Annotated in this window: 16 protein-coding genes; 2 read left to right on the top strand and 14 right to left on the bottom strand. The window is 68.8% G+C overall.

Annotated features, from left to right (window positions below):
* Window positions 1–11 precede the first annotated feature (11 nt).
* The 7 genes from STSP_RS13165 to STSP_RS13135 all read right to left on the bottom strand — a co-directional run bounded on the left by STSP_RS13165 (window position 12) and on the right by STSP_RS13135 (window position 10462).
* Window positions 12–1244, bottom strand: a complete 1233-nt coding sequence (locus STSP_RS13165) for a sarcosine oxidase subunit beta family protein (RefSeq protein ID WP_067276447.1) — start codon at window positions 1242–1244, stop codon at window positions 12–14.
* A 70-nt stretch (window positions 1245–1314) separates the two neighbouring features.
* The gene (locus STSP_RS13160) at window positions 1315–2175 is read right to left on the bottom strand and encodes a bifunctional methylenetetrahydrofolate dehydrogenase/methenyltetrahydrofolate cyclohydrolase (protein ID WP_067276445.1); all 861 of its coding nucleotides are present in this window, start codon (window positions 2173–2175) and stop codon (window positions 1315–1317) included.
* 37 nt (window positions 2176–2212) lie between these two features.
* Window positions 2213–4651: a GcvT family protein gene (locus tag STSP_RS13155; protein WP_067276444.1), complete on the bottom strand. Its 2439-nt coding sequence runs from the start codon at window positions 4649–4651 to the stop codon at window positions 2213–2215.
* Window positions 4652–4877: 226 nt separating this feature from the next.
* Window positions 4878–5864, bottom strand: coding sequence for an ABC transporter substrate-binding protein (locus STSP_RS13150; protein ID WP_067276441.1), 987 nt, complete (start codon window positions 5862–5864; stop codon window positions 4878–4880).
* 13 nt (window positions 5865–5877) lie between these two features.
* Window positions 5878–7887 carry an ABC transporter permease gene (locus tag STSP_RS13145; protein ID WP_067276440.1) on the bottom strand — a complete coding sequence of 670 codons (2010 nt, stop codon included), beginning with the start codon at window positions 7885–7887 and terminating at the stop codon, window positions 5878–5880.
* Entirely contained in the window at window positions 7887–8972 is a 1086-nt protein-coding gene (locus tag STSP_RS13140) for a quaternary amine ABC transporter ATP-binding protein (RefSeq protein ID WP_067276437.1), read from the bottom strand. Before STSP_RS13140 ends, STSP_RS13145 begins: the two co-directional genes overlap by 1 nt.
* A gap of 20 nt (window positions 8973–8992) precedes the next feature.
* Complete coding sequence (locus tag STSP_RS13135) at window positions 8993–10462, bottom strand: aldehyde dehydrogenase family protein (RefSeq protein ID WP_067276436.1); 1470 nt, start codon at window positions 10460–10462, stop codon at window positions 8993–8995.
* Window positions 10463–10681: 219 nt separating this feature from the next.
* On the opposite strand from STSP_RS13135, the gene purU reads away from it, so the two are divergent.
* Window positions 10682–11554: a formyltetrahydrofolate deformylase gene (purU, locus tag STSP_RS13130; protein WP_067276433.1), complete on the top strand. Its 873-nt coding sequence runs from the start codon at window positions 10682–10684 to the stop codon at window positions 11552–11554.
* 93 nt (window positions 11555–11647) lie between these two features.
* Here purU and STSP_RS13125 read toward each other — a convergent pair whose 3' ends face one another.
* Together STSP_RS13125 and betA are read right to left on the bottom strand one after the other, a co-directional pair.
* Entirely contained in the window at window positions 11648–12484 is an 837-nt protein-coding gene (locus STSP_RS13125; protein ID WP_067276430.1) for a methylenetetrahydrofolate reductase, read from the bottom strand.
* A 3-nt stretch (window positions 12485–12487) separates the two neighbouring features.
* Complete coding sequence (gene betA, locus STSP_RS13120) at window positions 12488–14158, bottom strand: choline dehydrogenase (protein WP_067276427.1); 1671 nt, start codon at window positions 14156–14158, stop codon at window positions 12488–12490.
* A gap of 202 nt (window positions 14159–14360) precedes the next feature.
* Between betA and STSP_RS13115 the strand changes: the two genes are divergently transcribed.
* Entirely contained in the window at window positions 14361–15107 is a 747-nt protein-coding gene (locus tag STSP_RS13115; RefSeq protein WP_067276424.1) for an IclR family transcriptional regulator, read from the top strand.
* A 1-nt stretch (window position 15108) separates the two neighbouring features.
* On the opposite strand, the gene STSP_RS13110 is transcribed toward STSP_RS13115, so the two are convergent.
* The 5 genes from STSP_RS13110 to STSP_RS13090 all read right to left on the bottom strand — a co-directional run bounded on the left by STSP_RS13110 (window position 15109) and on the right by STSP_RS13090 (window position 19823).
* On the bottom strand, window positions 15109–16239 hold the full coding sequence (locus STSP_RS13110) for an aromatic ring-hydroxylating oxygenase subunit alpha (protein WP_067276421.1): 1131 nt from the start codon (window positions 16237–16239) through the stop codon (window positions 15109–15111).
* A 131-nt stretch (window positions 16240–16370) separates the two neighbouring features.
* Complete coding sequence (locus STSP_RS13105) at window positions 16371–17534, bottom strand: NAD(P)/FAD-dependent oxidoreductase (protein ID WP_067276418.1); 1164 nt, start codon at window positions 17532–17534, stop codon at window positions 16371–16373.
* Complete coding sequence (locus tag STSP_RS13100; protein ID WP_067276415.1) at window positions 17531–17893, bottom strand: bifunctional 3-phenylpropionate/cinnamic acid dioxygenase ferredoxin subunit; 363 nt, start codon at window positions 17891–17893, stop codon at window positions 17531–17533. The genes STSP_RS13105 and STSP_RS13100 overlap by 4 nt, the downstream gene beginning before the upstream one ends.
* A gap of 215 nt (window positions 17894–18108) precedes the next feature.
* Window positions 18109–18738 carry an MBL fold metallo-hydrolase gene (locus STSP_RS13095; RefSeq protein WP_067276405.1) on the bottom strand — a complete coding sequence of 210 codons (630 nt, stop codon included), beginning with the start codon at window positions 18736–18738 and terminating at the stop codon, window positions 18109–18111.
* Window positions 18738–19823: an S-(hydroxymethyl)mycothiol dehydrogenase gene (locus tag STSP_RS13090; RefSeq protein ID WP_067276401.1), complete on the bottom strand. Its 1086-nt coding sequence runs from the start codon at window positions 19821–19823 to the stop codon at window positions 18738–18740. Before STSP_RS13090 ends, STSP_RS13095 begins: the two co-directional genes overlap by 1 nt.
* Between the last annotated feature and the right edge of the window lie 34 nt (window positions 19824–19857).

Raw genomic sequence — 19857 nt, 5'->3', positions numbered from 1 at the left:
GATTCGGCTCCCTAGTGGGCCACCGCGGCCGCGCCGTGCTCGTCGACGAGCGCGCCGGTGGTGAAACGGTCGAGCGAGAAGGGGGCGTTGAGCGGGTGGGGCGTGTCGTGGGCGATGGTGTGGGCGTACACCGAGCCCACGCCCGGGGTGGCCTTGAAACCGCCCGTGCCCCAGCCGCAGTTGAGGTAGAGGTTGTCGACGGGGCTGAGCCCGATGATCGGTGAGGCGTCGGGGCTCACGTCGACGATGCCGCCCCAGGTGCGCAGCACGTGGGCGCGGGCGAAGACCGGGAACAGCTCCAGGGCCGCCGACATCTGCTCTTCGATGATGTGGAAGGCGCCGCGCTGGGTGTAGGAGTTGTACGCGTCGATGCCCGCGCCCATGACCAGTTCGCCCTTGTGGGCCTGGCTGACGTACACGTGGACGGCGTTGGACATGACCACCGTGGGGTGCACCGGCTCCAGGAGCTCCGAGACCAGGGCCTGCAGCGGGTGGCTCTGGACGGGGAGTTCGATGCCCGCCATGGCGGCGAGGACCGAGGTGTGGCCGGCCGAGCAGAGCGCGACCTTGCCAGCCGCGATCGGGCCGCGGTTCGTCTGGACGCCCACCACACGGTTGCCGACCACGTCGAGGCCGGTGACCTCGCAGTTCTGGATGATGTCGATGCCCGCCGCGTCCGCCGAGCGGGCCAGGCCCCAGGCGACGTAGTCGTGCTTGGCGATGCCCGCGCGGGGCTGGTACGTGGCGCCCAGGACCGGGTAGCGCACGTCCTGCGAGATGTTGACGATCGGGCAGACTTCCTTGACGCCGTCCGCGTCGAGCCACTCCGCGTCGACGCCGTTGAGGCGGTTCGCCTCCACGCGGCGCACGCTGTCGCGGACGTCCTGGAGGCTGTGCGCGAGGTTCAGCACGCCGCGCTGGGAGAAGAGGATCGGGTAATCGAGCTCCTCCGCCAGTCCCTCCCAGAGCTTGAGCGCGTGCTCGTAGATGCCGGCGCTCTCGTCCCACAGGTAGTTGGAGCGGATGATCGTGGTGTTGCGGGCCATGTTGCCGCCCGCGAGCCAGCCCTTCTCCAGCACGGCGACATTCGTGATGCCGTGGTTCTTCGCCAGGTAGTGGGCGGTGGCCAGGCCGTGACCGCCGCCGCCGACGATCACTACGTCGTACGACCGCTTGGGCTCGGGATTGCGCCACAGCCAGTCGGGGTGGTCGGGGAGGTCGGCGCCGGGGGTGCGGGGGCTCATCGGACGTCTCCGTCTTCTGAAGGATCTTCTGAAAGGTGCGGATACTGCGGGTACTTGGGGACTGGGGCGTTCATGCGGCGTTCGCGTTCCTCTCGGCGGCCTCGACGACGTTGGCGAGCAACATCGCTCGGGTCATGGGTCCCACTCCCCCGGGCATGGGGGCGAGCCATCCGGCGACCTGGGCGGCGTCCGGGTGCACATCGCCGACCAGCCCCTGGTCGGTGCGGGTGATGCCGACGTCCAGGGCCGCCGCGCCGGGGCGCAGCATGTCCTTGGTGACCAGGCCGGGCGAGCCGGCGGCCGCGATGACGATGTCGGCCTCGCGTACGTGCCGGGCCAGATCCTGGGTGCCGGTGTGGCACAGGGTCACTGTGGCGTTCTCGGAGCGCCGGGTCAGCAGCAGGCCGATGGGACGTCCGACGGTGATGCCTCGGCCGATCACGCACACCCGCGCTCCGGCGAGGGGCACGTCGTGGCGGCGGAGCAGCTCGACGATGCCGCGCGGGGTGCACGGCAGCGGGGCCTCGACGCCCAGGACGAGCCGGCCGAGGTTGACGGGGTGCAGGCCGTCGGCGTCCTTGGCCGGGTCCATGCGTTCCAGTACGGCGTTGGCGTCCAGGTGGCGCGGGAGCGGGAGCTGGACGATGTAGCCGGTGCAGGCCGGGTCGGCGTTGAGCTCGTCGATCGTCTCCTCGACCTGCAGCTGCGACGCGTCGGCGGGCAGGTCCCGGCGGATGGACGCGATGCCCACCTGGGCGCAGTCGCGGTGCTTTCCGGCGACGTAGGCGTGACTGCCCGGGTCGTCGCCGACCAGCACGGTGCCCAGGCCCGGCGGGCGGCCGGCGGTGGCCGTCAACTTGGCTACGCGCTCCGCGAGTTCGCGGCGAATGTCGGCGGCGGTCGCCTTGCCGTCGAGCAGCTGTGCGTTCACCGGCGGTGTTCCTTCCCTGGGAGTCGACGCTGGGGTGTCAGCCACGGAGGCGGGACATGGTGGGGTCGAACAGGGGCTCCTCGGCGACGACCGCCTCGACGCGCTGGTCGAAGTAGCCGATCTGCGCGGGCGTGCCGGGAGTGGTGAGCTCGGCCGGGAGCCAGGCGTAGGCGATGCCCTTGCCGATGGTGTAGCCGTAGGCGGCGCTGGTGACGTAGCCGACCGCTCGGTCGCCGTCGTACACCGGCTCCCTGCCCAGGACGACCGACCGCGGGTCGTCGATGGTGAGGCAGGTCAGCTTCCGCCGGACGTCGGACTTACGGCGCTCCAGAGCCGCCTTGCCGATGAAGTCCTCCTTGTCGAGCTTGACGGCGAATCCGACGCCGGCCTCGTAGGGGTCGTGCTCGTAGGTCATGTCGGTGCCGAAGGAGCGGTAACCCTTCTCCAGGCGGAGGCTGTTGAAGGCACCGCGGCCGGCGATGACACCGCCGAGCGGCTTGGCCGCCTGCCACAGGGTGTCCCACAGCTTCAGGCCCTGGTCGGCGGTGGTGTAGAGCTCCCAGCCGAGTTCACCGACGTACGACAGGCGCATCGCCGTCACCGGGACGCTGCCGATGTAGGCGCGCTTGGCGCGGAAGTACTTCAGGCCGTCGTTGGAGAAGTCCTCGTCCGTCAGCGGCTGCAGGACCTTGCGGGCGAGCGGGCCCCACAGGCCGATGCAGCAGGTGCCGGGGGTGATGTCGCGGACCTGGACCGTGCCGTCGGCGGGGAGGTGGCGGGTGAACCAGTCGAGGTCCAGGTTGCCGTTCGCGCCGACCTGGAACTGGTCGCGGGCCAGGCGGGCGACGGTGATGTCGCTGCGGATGCCGCCGTCGTGGTCGAGGAGCAGGGTGTACGTCACCGAGCCGACCGACTTGGCGACCTTTCCGGTGCACAGGCGCTCCAGGAAGGCGGCGGCACCGGGGCCGGTCACCTCCAGGCGCTTGAGGGCCGTCATGTCGTACATCGCGACGGTCTCGCGGGTGACCTGGGCCTCGGCGCCGACGATGGGCGACCAGTACTGGGCGGCCCAGTCGTTGGGGGTGGGGATGCTGCGGCCTTCGACGAGGCGCGCGTTGGCCTCGTACCACTGCGGGCGCTCCCAGCCGTTCGCCTCCAGGAAGAATGCGCCCAGCTCCTGCTGGCGGGCGTGGAAGGGGCTGGTGCGGATCGGGCGCGGGTCGCCCGAGGGCTGGAGGGGGTGGAGGATGTCGTAGACCTCGACGAAGTTCTGGCAGTCACGGGCCAGGACGTACTCCGGGGCCAGCTGGTGCGGCTCGAAACGGTTGACGTCGCACTCGTGCAGGTCGAAGGACGAGCAGTGCCCGTCGACCAGCCATTCGGCCATCGCCCGGCCCACGCCCGCGGAGTGGGTGACCCACACGGCCTCGGCGACCCAGAAGCCCTTGACGTCCGGTGACTCGCCGAGGAGCGGGAAGTTGTCGGTGGTGAAGGAGAACAGGCCGTTGATGCCCTCCTCGACCTTCGCCTCGCGCGTCGAGGGGAGCAGGGCCTGGGTCTCGGTCCAGGCGTCCTCGAAGTCCTCCTCGGTGAACTTCAGGACCGACGGCATCTCGTCGGCCTCGTCCACGGAGAGGATGTCGTCGGCTGAGATCGGCATCGGGCGGTGGCCGTAGTAGCCGATGCCGAGGCCGTCGAAGCGGTCGCGGTAGTAGAGGTCGGCGTCCTGGTGGCGCAGGATCGGGCGGACCGCCTCCTCGGTCTGGCCGGCCAGGGCCGGGACGGGGCCGGTCCAGGCGAGCTGGTGGGCGAGCGGGGTGAGCGGCAGGTTCATGCCGACCATGCGGGCGATCTTCGGGCCCCAGATGCCGGCGCAGCACACGACGATGTCGGCGGGGATCTCGCCCTGGTCGGTCAGGACGCCGGTGACTCGGCCGTCGCTCTGCTGGACGTCGAGGACCTCGTGACGGGCAAGGAAGCGGACGCCGCGCTCGGTGGCCCGGCGGATCTGCGCCTCGACGGCGAGGACGGCCTTGGCGAGGCCGTCGGTCGGGACGAGGAGGCCGCCGAGGACCTTGTCACGGTTGACCAGCGGGTGCTGCTCGACGCACTCGTCAGGGGTCAGCAGCCGGCCCTCGATGCCCCAGGCCGTGATCCAGCCGTGGCGGCGCTGCAGTTCCGCGAGACGCTCGGGGGTGGTCGCCACTTCCAGGCCACCGACCTGCAGGAAGCAGGGCTTGCCGTCGACGTCGAGGGAACAGAACTTCTCGACCGTGTAGCGGGCCAGCTCCGTCATGGTCTTGGAGGAGTTCGTCTGGAAGACCAGGCCCGGGGCGTGCGAGGTGGAGCCCCCGGTGGCGGGGAGCGGGCCCTGGTCGACCACGGTCACTTCGGTCCAGCCTCGCGCGGAGATCTCGTCCGCGAGTGCCGCGCCAACGACTCCCGCTCCGATGATGACCACTCGGGGTCCCGCCATCGCCGCACCTCCGGTTTGTTAACCAGTTCGAGCCGATCCAGTTGCTGTCTGCGCAACTCGATTCAGGTTGCGCAACTCAATGTGCCTGCCGTGCAAGTGGGTGTCAAGGGGTCCGCGACCTCGGAAAACCGCCCGGAACACGGCAATGCCCGGTGGGCGGCGCACGCGGGATGCGCACCGCCCACCGGGCATGTTCCGACCGGCGTCCTACTCCCTGCTTCCGGCGCTACTTGATCCAGGCCTCCACCTTGTCGCGGTTGGCCTCGACCCACTTCTTCGCCGCCGCCTCGGGGGTCATCTTGTCCACCGCGATGTACTTGGCCACGATGTTCTGGTCGTCGTTCGTCCAGGTGAAGTTCTTCACCAGGTCATAGGCCGGGCTACCCGACTTGGCGAACTTCGCGCTGACGATCTTGTCCAGCTTGTACACGGGGTAGTCGCAGGCGACCTTCTCGGCGTCGGCGTCGCAGCCCGCCTTGTAGTCGGGCAGCTTGACCTTCTTCAGGGGCACCTCGGACATGAACCACTGCGGCTCGTAGAAGTAGCCGATCACCCATTCCTTGTCCTTCTCCGCCTTGCGGAAGGCCTGGATGAGGGCGGTCTCACTGCCCGCGTACACGACCTTGTAGTCCAGCTTCAGGTTCTTCACCAGGGCCTCGTCGTTGGTGACGAACGACGGGTCGCCGTCGAGGAGCTGGCCCTTGCCGCCGGACTCGGAGGTCTTGAACTTCGCCGCGTACTTGTTGAGGTTGTTCCAGTCGAGGATGTCCGGGTGCGCCTTGGCCAGCCACGGCGGCACGTACCAGCCGATGAGGCCTTCGTTGCCGGTCGGGCCGGCATCGACGGCGGTCTTCTGGTCGGTGATGTACTTCTTCTTCAGGTCGTCGTGACCCCAGTTCTCCACGACGGCGTCGACCTCGCCCGTCCCGAAGCCCTGCCAGGCGATCTCTTCCTTCAGGTCCTTCTTGGTGACCTTGCAGCCGAGGTCGTGCTCCGCGACGTACGCGATGACCGCCGCGTTGGCCTCGTAACCCACCCACGGGTTGACCGCGATGTTGAAGGTGCCGCACTTGCCGGAGCTGCCCGAGCCGCCGGCCTCAGAGGAGCTGTCACCGACCTTCGCACCGCCACAGGCGGAGAGGGCCAGTCCGATGACAGCCACGCCCGCTATGCCGGCCGCGCCGACCCTCCATTGTCTTGCTTGCCTTGCCATGGTCAGTTGCTCCTTACGCGCTGGTACGCCGCGCCGCTGCCTGAGTGATCCGGTCGAACATGACTCCGAGAAGGACGATGGCGAGCCCTGCGGCGAGCCCCTTCCCGTACAGCTGTCCCTGCGAGAAGCCGGCCACGACGTCGTAGCCGAGGGCGCCCGCGCCTACCAGGCCGCCCACAACAACCATCGACAGCACGTAGATCAGGCCCTGGTTGGTGGCGAGAGTCAGGGCGCCGCGTGCCATCGGCAGTTGGACCTTGGTGATGATCTGCCAGGTGTTGCACCCGGCAGAGGTGGCCGCCTCCACGGTGGTGGCGGGCACGTTCCGTACCCCGTCCGCGATGATCTTCATGGCAACGGGCGCGGCGTAGACGACGGCGGCGACGATCGCCGTGAAGCGGGTCGCGCCGAACAGCGCGAGGAACGGTACGAGATAGACGAACGGCGGCATGACCTGGGCCGCGTCCAGGCTGGGCCTGAGCAGCCGGTCCATCAGCGCGCTGCGTCCCATCCACACGCCGAAGACGATGCCGAGCAGCATCACGAGAACCGTGGCGACGACGGTCGACGCAAGAGTCGTCATGCTGTCCGACCACACCCCGGTGCCGACCAGCAGGCCCACGCACACCGCCGTGGTGATGCCGGCGCGCCAGCCGCCGAGGACGACGCCGAGCGCGATCAGGGCCGCGCCGACGAGCCACCACGGGGAGTCGGTGAGCAGTGTCTGGAACGGGTTGAGTAGACCGTTGGTGATCGCGTCGCGGAAGGCGTTGGTGATCCCGGACAGGCTGTCCTGCGCCCAGGTGGTCACGGTGTCGGCCCCGCTCGAGATGGCACTGCCGGTGCCTCCCTCGCCGGGGAACTCCGCCGCCCATACATAGGTGTGGGACAGGTAGATCAGGACCGTCGTGATCGCCGCACCCACGGCCAGCAGCGGGCGTCGCCAGGTCAGGAAGCGGTTCTTCGAACGCCGGGCCGCCTCCTCGCGCCCGCTCGCTGCGGTGGTGACCCGGTCCAGCACGATGGCCATGACGACGATGGCCAGACCCGCATTGAAGGCCGTGCCGACGTCCAGCGACTGCAGGGCCTGTACGACGGTCTTGCCGAGGCCGGGCGCGTCGATCAGGGCCGCGATGGTGACCATGGCCAGGGCGGCCATGATGGTCTGGTTCACGCCCATGACCACGGTGCGCTTGGACATCGGCAGCAGCACCTTCATCAGGGCCTGCCGTCGTGTCGCCCCCAGCGAGTCGGCCGCCTCGACCGTCGTCTCCGGCACGGAGCGGATGGCGTGCGCGGTGATACGGATGGCGGGAGGCGCCGCGTAGATCAGCGTGGCGATCGTGGCGGAGGCCGGGCCGATCAGGAAGAACAGGGTGAGCGGCGCCAGGTAGACGAAGGTCGGCATCGTCTGCATGAAGTCGAGGAAGGGCGTCATGATCCGGTTGAACCGGTCGGACAGCCCCGCCCACACACCCAGCGGGATCGCGAACAGCAGCGCCACGAAGACCGCAGAGACGGTGAGCGCCAGGGTGTCCATGCTCTCCTGCCACAGGCCCTGCAGGCCCAGGAAGGTGAATCCGGCCACCGCCAGCAGCGCGACCCTCCAGTTGCCGACGGCCCAGGAGACATAGCCCGCAATGCCGACGACACCGAGCCACCCGATCTGCGGGACGGGTCGGTCGGCGGACGGCTGCGAGATCAACTCCTGTACGAAGGTCACCAGGGTGTCGATGACCAGGCGGATCTCGTTGAAGAAGTACAGGAACAGCGGGTTGGAGTTGCGGTTCGCGCCGATCGAGTCGTTGACGTCGTTGAACCACCGGTGCAGATCGGTCAGGTCCGCCGCCGCCAGGGCGAGGGTCTGCTTGCCGCGCAGCACGAGGAACAGCACCAGCCAGACGACGAGGATCGCCGCCACCACCATGGACCGGCTGACCTTGCGCACGCTCTTGACGGGGGCGGCCTGCTCGACGGCCTGGGTCTTCTCCGGTTTCTCCGTCTTCTCCACGGCGACGGTCATCACGCGCCGCCTTCCTGCCCGGCGACCACCGCGAGGATCTCCTCGTCGCCGACGATGCCGAGCAGCTTGCCGTTCTCGACGACCTTGACCGGCTTGTCGGCCGCGAGCACCGCCCGGGTAGCCTCCTTCACCACGACGTCCGGGCCCAGCTCGGGACCGTCCAGGGCGTCGCCGTCCGCCGGCGGGCGCATGATCCAGCGCAGGGTGAGCACGTCACCGCGGGGCACATCCTTGACGAATTCGCGTACGTAGTCGTCCGCCGGGGCGCCCACCAGCTCGTCGCCGGTGCCGCACTGGACCATCTTGCCGTCGCGCATGATGAGGATGCGGTCGCCCAGCTTGAGGGCCTCGGAGAGGTCGTGGGTGATGAACACCATGGTCTTGCCGACCTCGTGGTGGAGGCGGATGACCTCGTTCTGCATGTCGCGGCGGATCAGCGGGTCGAGCGCCGAGAACGGCTCGTCGAAGAAGAGCACGTCCGGGTCGCCCGCCAGCGCCCGGGCGAGGCCCACACGCTGCTGCATACCGCCGGACAGCTGGTCGGGGTAGGAGTTCTCATAGCCCGCGAGGCCGACGAGCTCGACGACCTCCTGGGCGCGCCTGGTGCGTGCGGCCTTTCCCATGCCGCGGATCTCCAGACCGAACGCCACGTTGTCGACGACGCGGCGGTGGGGCAGCAGACCGAAGTGCTGGAAGACCATGGAGAACTTCCGGCGCCGCAGGTCGCGCAGGCGCTTGTCGTCGGCCTGGCGGATGTCCTCGCCCTCGAAGACGACCTCACCGGCGGTGGGTTCGATCAGTCGGGTCAGACATCGCACCAGCGTGGACTTTCCGGAGCCGGACAGTCCCATGACGACGAAGACCTCGCCGGGCGAGACGTCGAAGTGGACGTCGCGTACGGCGGCGGTGCATCCGGTGCGGTCCATGAGCTCGCGGCGGGTGAGCCCGCACAGCTCCTCGGAGTCCGGCACCTGGTCGGCCTTCGGCCCGAACACCTTCCACAGCCTGCGCACGGATATGACCGGGGTGGAGCCCGAGTCCTGGGGCGTGCCGCGCCGCTGCGGCACCTCGGTCTGTGTGGTCACGTTCGACCTTCTTTCGGCGTTCAGCCGCGGAACCAGTGCTGCGGCCGGGGTTGGATGTTCTGCCAGATGTGTTTGGGCTCTCGGTACTCGTTCAGGCCGGTCGGTCCCAGCTCCCGGCCCACGCCCGAATGCCCGAAGCCACCCCATTCCGCTTGCGGCACATAGGGGTGGTAGTCGTTGATCCACACCGTGCCGTGGCGCAGCTGCCGCGCGACCCGCTGGGCCTTGCCGGCGTCCTGCGTCCACACGGCTCCGGCGAGTCCGTACTCGGTGTCGTTGGCGATGCGGACGGCGTCGTCCTCGTCGGTGAAGCGCTCGACGGTGAGCACGGGGCCGAAGGACTCCTCGTGCACCACACGCATGTCCTGCCGGCACTCGTCGAGGACGGTCGGCGGGTAGTAGTGGCCGTTCGCCAGCGCGGGGTCGTCGGGGCGTGCGCCGCCGCAGCGCAGTACGGCGCCTTCGGCGAGGCCGGCCGCGACGTACGCCTCGACCTTCTCCAGGTGCTGTGCGGAGATCAGCGCACCGGTCTCGGCGTCCGGGTCGAAGGGGCCGCCCAGGCGGATCTGCCGGGCGCGGCGGACGACCTCGTCGACGAAGCGGTCGTGCAGGGAGTCCTCGACGATCAGGCGGGCGCCGGCCGAGCAGACCTGGCCGGAGTGCAGGAAGACGGCCGTAAGGGCGAAGTCCACGGCCGTCTCGAAGTCGGCGTCGGCGAAAACAACATTGGGGTTCTTGCCGCCGAGCTCCAGCGCGACCTTCTTCACGGTCGACGCGGCCGTGGCCATGATCCTCTTGCCGGTCTCCAGGCCTCCGGTGAAGGAGACCATGTCGACGGCCGGGTCCTCCGAGAGCGGCGCGCCCACCTCGGGTCCCGTGCCCAGGACGAGATTGGCGGCGCCGGCCGGGATTCCGGCCTCCTCCAGGGCCTTCATCAGCAGGATGGAGGTGGAGGGGGTGAGTTCGCTGGGCTTGAGGACGATCGTGTTGCCGGCGAGGAGCGCCGGGGCGACCTTCCAACTGGCCTGCAGAAGCGGGTAGTTCCAGGGGGTGATGAGCCCGCACACGCCGACCGGCTCGTACACGACGCGGCTTACGGCGTCGTCGCGGCCGGTGTCGATCACACGGCCGGCGTCGGTGCCCGCAAGTCCACCGTAGTAGCGGAAACAGGAGACGACATCGGCGATGTCGTACTCGCTCTCCACCAGCCGCTTGCCGGTGTCCAGGGACTCCGCGCGGGCGAATTCCTTGGCATCGCGCTCGATGATGTCGGCGGTGCGCAGCAGCAGCGCACCGCGCTCCCGCTCGGAGGTGCCCGGCCAGGGCCCCTCGTCGAAGGCTCGCCGGGCCGCGGCGATCGCCGCCTCGGTGTCGGGGCGTGTCGCTTCCGACACGGTCGCGGCGAGCGTGCCGTCCGCGGGACAGCGGATGTCCCGGTGCCCACCGGCCACCGGGTCCCGCCATTCGCCATCCACATACAGGTCTGCCACGCGACAAGCCTTTCAATGGAAATTCGTTGCGCATCGTGCACCCGATTGCCTGTGGTGGAACACCCTGGCGAATGTCCAGACAGACGTCAAGAGGTTGGCCGGTGACGATTTCACCATTCGCCCCTTTACCCGCCCGCCCTTGACCGAGGGGCGGCGCCGAGCCGACCATGTTGCGTATCGCTCACCATGTTGTGCAATACGCACCAGCGGAGGCCGCCCATGTCCCCTCGCCCGCAACCTGGCCGTGAGTACGTCCTCACCCTCTCCTGTCCCGACAGCGCGGGACTGGTTCACGCCGTGAGCGGCTTTCTCGTCAGGAACTCCGGCAACATCCTGGAAAGCCAGCAGTTCGACGATCGACTTCAAGGTCGCTTCTTCATGAGGGTCCACTTCGACGTTTCCGATCCAAACGCCGATCTGGAAAAACTGCGTTACCGGTTCGGTCCCGTGGCCCAGGCCTACGGCATCTCATGGAGCCTGAGCGACGCAGCCACACCGACCCGGACGCTGATCATGGTGTCCAAGTTCGGCCACTGCCTGAACGACCTGCTCTTCCGCCGGCGCACCGGCGCCCTCAACATCGAGATCCCCGCGATCGTCTCCAACCACCGGGACTTCGAGGGGCTCGCGGAGACGTATGGCGTGCCGTTCCACCACATCCCGGTGACCAAGGAGACCAAGCCCGAAGCCGAGGCGCGGCTGATGGAGCTCGTGCGTGAGCTGGAGATCGACCTGGTCGTGCTGGCCCGCTACATGCAGGTTCTCTCCGACGACCTGTGCAAGGAGCTGGAAGGCCGCGCCATCAACATCCACCACTCCTTCCTTCCCAGCTTCAAGGGCGCGCGCCCCTACGAGCAGGCCTACCAGCGCGGAGTCAAGCTCGTCGGCGCAACGGCGCACTATGTGACCCCGGACCTGGACGAGGGCCAGATCATCGACCAGGACGTGGTCAGGGTGGACCACTCGCTCGACCCCGGCGACCTGGTCACGGTCGGGCGGGACGTGGAGGCACAGGTGCTCGCGCACGCGGTGAAGTGGCACAGCGAGAGCCGCGTGATGGTGGACGGCAACCGCACGGTGGTCTTCCGCTGAGCCACCGTCACAGCGGGGCGGGACCGGATTTCCGGTCCCGCCCTTGTCGTATACGGCCCACGCGCGCCGGCCCGTGGCCGTCCTTCTCCTGGTTCAGCCGCCCAGCCGGTCCAGCAACGCGCGGCGCCACCGCTCCGTCTCGGCGATCTGGTTGAACGTGAACAGGTGCAGACCGGCCACCCCCGCCGAGGGTGCGGTGAGGACCTCCTCCGTGCGGGACAGCAGCCGCTCGGGTGCATACCCTCCGGGCGCCGCGAAACGCACGAACCACGAGGCGTGCTTCGTCAGGAAGCGCGTCGACTCCCCCACTCCGATCTTCGTCGCCATCGCCAGCAGCTTCGCCCGCTGCACGGGCCCGGCGACACCCACGTACACGGGCAGGGTGACGTCCCGGCGCCGTATACGAGCGATCCACTCCCCCAGCACCCGCGGGTCGAAGCACAGGTTGCTCACGATGTACGTGGCGTGCTCGCGCTTGTCCCACATCGCCTGGATGGTGACGTCGTCGTGGATGAGGGGATGGCTCTCGGGGTAGCCGGTGACGCCGACGCGGGCGAACGGCCTGCCCAGCTCGCTCAGCTGGCGTAGCACCGGCAGCGCTCCCTCGTACGTGCCGGCCGGCGGATCCGCGTCGCCCGCCGGCACGAAGACGTCGTCGACGCCGACCTCGCGGAGACGGTCGACGACCTCCTTCACATGCCCGTCGTCCCGCAGCAGCCGCGCCGGCACGTGCGGGACGACCCGGTAGCCGTGCCCCGCGAGCCGACCGGCGAGGTCGAGGGTCGGTTCCAGGCCCTTGACCGGCGACGCCGTCACGGTGACGACGACGTCGCGCGGGACGTGGGCGAGGACCTTGTCCTCGGTCGCCTTGGCGGGCAGCACCTCGTAGCGGACGCTGTGCAGCAGCACCCTCAGCCCTGCGGCACCCAACGCCTACCCCGCCTGCTTCTGGGCGTCACGGTGGCGGTAGTACGCGGCCTTCGAGGGCGCCAGGGGCTCCTTGCCGAGGATGAGGTCGGCGGCCTTCTCGGCGATCATCATGACGGGCGCGTAGATGTTGCCGTTGGTGACATAGGGCATCACCGACGCGTCCACCACGCGCAGGCCCTCCACGCCGTGCACCCGCATGCTGGTGGGGTCGACAACGGACATCTCGTCGGTGCCCATCTTGCAGGTGCAGGACGGGTGCAGGGCGGTCTCGCCCTCCTTGGCGACCCAGGCGAGGATCTCCTGGTCCGTCTCCACCGACGGTCCCGGTGAGACCTCCCCGCCGTTGTACGGGGCGAGTGCGGGCTGGTTGAGGAGCTTGCGGGCAACCCGGATCGCCTCGACCCATTCGCGGCGGTCCTGCTCGGTGGAGAGGTAGTTGAAGCGAAGCGCCGGGTGTTCGCGCGGGTCCTTGCTCTTGATCTTCACCGAGCCGATGGCGTCCGAGTACATGGGTCCGACGTGCACCTGGTAGCCGTGGTCACCGGCAGGCGAGGAGCCGTCGTAGCGGACCGCGACGGGCAGGAAGTGGAACATCAGGTTGGGGTAGTCGACGTCCTCGTTGCTGCGGGCGAAGCCGCCTGCCTCGAAGTGGTTGGTGGCGGCCGGGCCCTTGCGGAAGAGCCACTGCAACCCGATGAAAGGTGCGCGCCACTTCGCCATGTACGGCTGCATGGAGACGGGTTGCTTGCAGGCGTACTGGACGTAGACCTCCAGGTGGTCCTGCATGTTCTCGCCGACGCCCGGGAGGTCGTGGACGACGTCGATGCCGAGGGCGCGCAGTTCCTCGGCGTTGCCGACGCCGGAGAGCTGAAGCAGCTGCGGGGAGTTGATGGCGCCGCCGCAGAGGATGACCTCCCTGGCGCGGACCTGCTGGAGCGCTCCCCGTCCGCGCTGGTACTCGACGCCGACGGCGCGCTTGCCCTCGAAGAGGACGCGGGTGACGAGGGCGCGGGTCTTGACGGTGAGGTTCGGCCGCTTCATCGCGGGCTTCAGGTACGCCTTGGAGGCCGACAGGCGACGTCCGCGATGGACGTTGCGGTCGAACTTGGCGAAGCCTTCCTGCCGGTAGCCGTTGACGTCGTCGGTGGGGACGTAGCCCGCCTCCTGGGTGGCCTTGAGGAAGGCGCCGAAGAGGGGGTTGGTCGCCGGGCCTCGCTCCAGGACGAGGGGGCCGTCGTGGCCGCGGAACTCGTCGTCCGGGTCGGCTGCCAGACAGTTCTCCATCCGCCGGAAGTACGGCAGACAGTGTGCGTAGTCCCAGGTCTCCATGCCCGGGTCGGCAGCCCAGCGCTCGTAGTCCATGGGGTTTCCGCGCTGGAAGATCATGCCGTTGATGCTGCTGGACCCGCCCAGCACCTTGCCGCGCGCGTGATAGATGCGCCTGCCGCCCATGTGGGGCTCGGGCTCGGACTCGTACTTCCAGTCGTAGAACCGGCTGCCGATCGGGTAGGTCAGCGCCGCGGGCATGTGGATGAAGACATCCCACGGGTAGTCCGACCGGCCCGCCTCCAGGACCAGCACCCGGTTGGCCGGGTCAGCGGAGAGCCGGTTCGCCAGTGCACTGCCGGCCGAACCACCACCGACGATGACGAAGTCGTATTGCAGGGGAGCCATGGTGCCTCGTCTCGCTCGCGCCGTAGATGTGCGAGGCATGCTAGACCCGGTCGCGCTATACGCACCAGGTTGCGAGCGACGCAACTTCCTACATCTTGGTTTCGGTGCTGTTACTTGCAGGGGCGTTGTTTACTGCGCGTATAGTTTCACTGTGAGCAACTACAGCCCTGACACGGAAACGTCGAATTCGCAAGCCGGCGGCGTGCAGTCGGTGGACCGCGCCATCAGCGTCCTGGAGATCCTCGCGCAGCGTGGCGAAGCGGGCGTCAGTGAGGTGGCGGGCGAGATCGACGTACACAAGTCCACCGCTTTCCGCCTGCTCGGCGCCCTGGAGGCGCGCGGTCTGGTGGAGCAGGCCGGTGAGCGCGGCAAGTACCGGCTCGGCTTCGGCATCGTACGCCTGGCCGGCGCCGTCACAGGCCGTATCGACATCACCCAGCAGGGCCGCCCCATCTGCGAACGTCTCGCCGAGGAGATCGGCGAGACGGTCAACATCGCCGTGATGCAGGAGCACTACGCGATCAACCTGTACCAGGTGCGCGGTCCGGGGGCCGTCACCGCGCACAACTGGGTCGGCCAGCTGACTCCCCTGCACGCCACCTCGAGCGGCAAGATCCTGCTGGCCCACCTGCCCGCGAAGGAGCGCGCCGCGCTGCTGTCCGCCTCCAGCATGAAGAAGGTCACCCCGCACACCATCACCGCGAAGACGAAGCTCGAGAAGAACATCGCCGAGGCGCGGGAGCGGGGCTACGCCTTCACCCTGGAAGAGCTGGAGGTCGGTCTGCACGCGATGGCCGCCCCGGTGCGCAACCGGGACGGAGAGGTCATCGCGGCGCTCAGCGCCTCCGGGCCCTCCTACCGGTTCACCGAGGAGCGCCTGCACGAGCTCTCCCCAGTGCTGCTCAAGGGCGCGGAGGAGATCAGCCACCGGATGGGCTACCTGGGCTGAGTCAGCCCTGAGGCGTGCCCAGGCGCTCGTTCACCCAGTCGTGGAAGGCGCCGATGTGGTGCTCGCTAGGCACCAGCACGCCACCCTTGGCGTACATCCGGGAGCTCATTCCGGGCTGCGTGCGCTCGCAGGCGTCGAAGTCCTGCTGGTTGACCCGGTGGAAGAGTTCCACGGACCGGCTGACGTCCTTGCCGCTCTCGACGACGTGCGGCAGATACAGCCAGTCACACTCGACGACGGTGCGGTCCACGGACACCGGATACATCCGGTGGAAGATCACGTGGTCGGGCACGAGATTGATGAACACCTGGGGCTTGACGGTGATCGCGTAGTAGCGGCGGTCCTGGTCCTCGGCGACGCCCGGGATACGGTCCAGACCCTCGGAGCCGTCCACGGTGAAGCCCTGGACGTCGTCACCGAACTCGGCGCCGTGGCCGACGTAGTACTGCGCGGCGTAACCGTCCGCGAACTCCGGGAGTACTTCGGTGAGTTCGGGATGGATCGTGGCGCAGTGGTAGCACTCCATGAAGTTCTCGATGATCAGCTTCCAGTTCGCCTTGACGTCGTAGACGATCCGCTTGCCGACGGAGAGGTTCTCGATGTCGTAGCGCTCGATCGACTCGACGTCGCCGAGGCGGGCGATGACCTCGCCGATGACGTCCTCCTCGAAGGAGGGCGGGTTCTCCGCGAGGCAGACCCAGACATAGCCGAGCCATTCGCGCACCGCCACGCTCACCAGGCCGTACTCGGTGCGGCCGACGTCGGGCATCTTGGTGAGGTTGGGCGCCGCGACGAGCTTGCCGTTCAGATCGTAGGTCCAGGCGTGGTACGGGCACTGGAAAGCCCGCTTGACCTCACCGGTCTCCTCGGTGCAGAGCTTGGCTCCGCGGTGCCGGCACACGTTGAAGTACGCACGGACGGAGTTGTCACGCGCCCGGGTGACGAGGATGCTCTCGCGGCCCACGTCCACGGTGCGGAAGGCGCCGGGCTTCGCCAGCTCTGAGGCGCGCGCGACGCAGAACCACATGGTCTCGAATATGCGCTCCTGCTCCTGGGCGAAGATCTCCGGATCCGTGTAGGAGGAGCCGGGGAGAGTGGCGATCAGGCTGTCCGGCAGGCTGGTCGAGGTCACGGTGCACTCCTCGGGAGAACGTCGTGGAGGGGTCATTCACGCGCCGGGAAGAGCGACTCCGGACGGCGTTGTATATGGAGCAACGCTGCGTGCTATATGCAACCGCAGCATGGGATGTCGCTGGGGCGGTGTCAAGATACGGTGGCGGCGAGTTTCTTGCGCCAGCGCATGAACAGCCGCGGCTGGTTCATCCCGAGCACGGCGACCGGGTTCCCGGCACGCCGGTAGACGGCCAGGACGTCGCGGTCGTCCGCGGCGCCCGCCTCGATGGTGACGCTGTCGGCGCCGGCCGCGTGACCGGCGAACTGGATCTTCACGCCGTACTGGTCGGACCAGAAGTACGGCGGCCGGGGCACACCGGGTTCCACCGCACCCCCCGCCAGCAGCGTGGCGACCGCGGCGTCGGGGCGCTCGCGCGCACCGGTCCAGTGCTCGACCCGGCGATGGTGGCCGGCGCGCGGGTCGTACCAGTTGGCGCAGTCACCGACCGCGACCACACCGGCCAGGCTGGTGCGGCCGTCCGCGCCGCACTTGACGCCGTTGTCGAGGGCGATGCCGGAGCCTTGCAGCCACTCGACGCACGGGCGTGCGCCCACACCGACCACGACGATGTCAGCGGGGATGCTGCGGCCGTCCTCGAGCAGGACGGCGTCGACGCGGGTCTCCCCGCTCAGCCCCTTGACGCCCACGCCGCACAAGAGCCGTACGCCGTGATCGGCGTGGAGGGCAGAGACGATGGCACCCATGGTCTCGCCGAGCGGTCCTGCGAGCGGTGTAGGTGCCGCTTCGACGACCGTCACGTCGAGCCCGAGGGCGTACGCGGTGGAGGCGACTTCGGCTCCGATGAAGCCTCCGCCGATCACCACCAGCCGTCCGCCGCGGGCCAGTTCATCCCGCAGAGCTCGGGCGTCGTCCAGGGTGCGCAGGGTGTGCACTCCGGTCAGACCTTCGGAACCGGGGAGGGTGCGCGCTGCGGCACCGGTCGCGATGACGACTCCGTCGGCCTGCACCTCCCGTCCGTCGCCGAGCCGGACGGCACGCCGCGCGTGGTCGAGTCCGGTGGCACGAACGCCGAGCAGCCACTCCGCCCCGAGGTCCTCGTCGTCCGCCTCCAGGGCGAGTTCAGCCTCGCCGAGAGTGCCGGACAGGAACTCCTTGGACAGCGGGGGCCTGTCGTACGGGCGGTGGAGCTCGTCTCCGATGAGGACGAGCCGACCGTCGTAGCCCTGCTTGCGCAGCGAGCGCGCCGCCGACAGGCCGGCCAGTGAGGCGCCGACCACGGCGACGGTCATCACGCGGGACCCCCGGCGAGCCGGGCTGCGACGCAGGGCGGCAGGTTGGGTGCCTCCGTGGACAGCCGGACGTAGATCATGCCGTCCTCGACGACGACCTCGTGCGTCCGGACCGGAAGCTTGGCCGGCGGGGCGTCGACAGCGCCGGTCCTCAGGTCGAACTTCGAAGCATGCAGCGGGCATTCCACCTCGCATCCCTCCAGCCAGCCGTCGGCGAGCGAGGCGTCCTGGTGGGTGCAGGTGTCGTCAATGGCGAAGAGCTCGCCGTCGTCGGTGTGGAACACCGAGACCGGCGGATCGATGTCGAGCCGGTGGGCCTCGCCTCGCGGGAGATCCTCGAGACGGCACGCGGGAATCATCATGACACCTCGGTGCGTATAACGAAACGGATTGCGGTAAGCGCAACATCAGTCTGGGGTCGCCCATAACCCTTGTCAAGGTGTTCAGAGGGCGCTCTAAGCCCTTCATCGCGTTGCGCAATTCAGAACTCAATTCATATAGAACAACAGCAGCCCGCCGCATCGGCTCGCGATGGCAGCGAGCCGATGCGGCGGGCTGTGAGGAGTGCCGGCAGGCGTCAGAAACCTCGGTCGATCCACTCCTTCAGGTGCGGGGCCTCGGCGGCGATGCTGGTCGTGTCCCCGTGTCCGGTGTGCACGACGGTGTCGCCGGGCAACGTCAGCAGCCGGTCCCGGATCGACTCGATGATGGTCGGGAAGTGGCTGTACGACCTCCCTGTCGCCCCCGGCCCACCGGAGAACAGCGTGTCACCGCTGAAGAGGGCCGTCAGGGCCGGTGCATACAGGCAGACCGCGCCGGGGGCGTGTCCGGGCGTGTGCAGTACGGTCAACTCGACGCCGGCCACCGCGAGGGTCTGGCCGTCGGTCAGTTCGGCGTCCGGCGCCTTGTCGGGGTGGGTCTGCTTCCACAGCGGCAGGTCGTCCGGGTGCAGGAGGACCGGGGCACCCGTGCGCTCCGCGAGCTCGGGCGCGGCGTCGATGTGGTCGTTGTGCGCGTGCGTGCACACGATGGCCCGCAGGGTGCGCCCGCCGACGGCCTGGGCGATCGCCTCGGCGTCATGCGCGGCGTCGATGACGATCGCCTCGGTGTCGTCGCCGACGATCCACACGTTGTTGTCGACGTCCCAGGTGCCACCGTCCAGCGAGAACGTCCCCGAGGTGACGAGATGTTCGATGCGGGCGGCCATCAGAGGACCACCACCGAGCGCAGCACGTCGCCGTGGTGCATCCGCTCGAAGGCCTTCTCGACCTCGTCCAGCGCGATGGTCTCGGTGACGAAGGCGTCCAGGTCCAGGCGGCCCTGCAGATACAGGTCGATGAGCATCGGGAAGTCCCTGCTCGGCAGGCAGTCGCCGTACCAGGAGGACTTCAGCGCGCCGCCGCGGCCGAAGACGTCCAGCAGCGGCAGTTCCAGCTTCATCTCCGGGGTCGGCACACCGACCAGGACGACCGTGCCGGCGAGGTCGCGGGCGTAGAAAGCCTGCTTGTACGTCTCCGGGCGGCCGACCGCCTCGATGACGACGTCGGCGCCGAAGCCGCCGGTCAGCTCGCGGATCGCCTCGACCGCGTCGGCGTCCTTGGAGTTGACCGTGTGGGTCGCGCCCAGCTTCTTGGCCGTCTCCAGCTTGCGGTCGTCGATGTCCACCGCGATGACCTTCGCCGCGCCCGCCAGGTTCGATCCGGCGATCGCCGCGGCCCCGACACCGCCGCAGCCGATGACGGCGACCGAGTCGCCCCGTCCGACGTTCCCGGTGTTGATGGCCGCGCCGATGCCCGCCATCACGCCACACCCCAGCAGACCGGCGGCGGCCGCCGACGCGTTCGGGTCGACCTTGGTGCACTGCCCGGCCGCGACCAGCGTCTTCTCGGCGAACGCGCCGATGCCCAGGGCAGGCGACAGCTCGGTGCCGTCCAGCAAGGTCATCTTCTGCTTCGCGTTGTGGGTGTTGAAGCAGTACCACGACTGTCCGCGCAGACAGGCACGGCACTGCCCGCACACCGCACGCCAGTTGAGGATCACGAAGTCGCCGGGCGCGACGTCGGTCACCCCCTCCCCCACCGACTCCACGACACCCGCGGCCTCGTGGCCCAGCAGGAACGGGAAGTCGTCGTTGATGCCGCCCTCGCGATAGTGCAGATCGGTGTGGCAGACCCCGCAGGCCTCGATCTTCACCAGCGCCTCACCCGGACCCGGGTCGGGCACGATGATCGTTTCCAGGCTGACGGGGGCGCCCTTGCCCCGCGCGACGACAGCACGGACCTGGTGCGTCATGGCCACTCCTCGGCTGGTCGAGACTTGAATCAGA

The sequence above is a fragment of the Streptomyces jeddahensis genome (genome assembly GCF_001642995.1).
In the GTDB taxonomy this organism is placed as follows: Bacteria; Actinomycetota; Actinomycetes; order Streptomycetales; family Streptomycetaceae; genus Streptomyces; species Streptomyces jeddahensis.
Note: the sequence above shows the minus strand (reverse complement) of the source record. Positions and strands in the feature narration are given on the sequence as shown.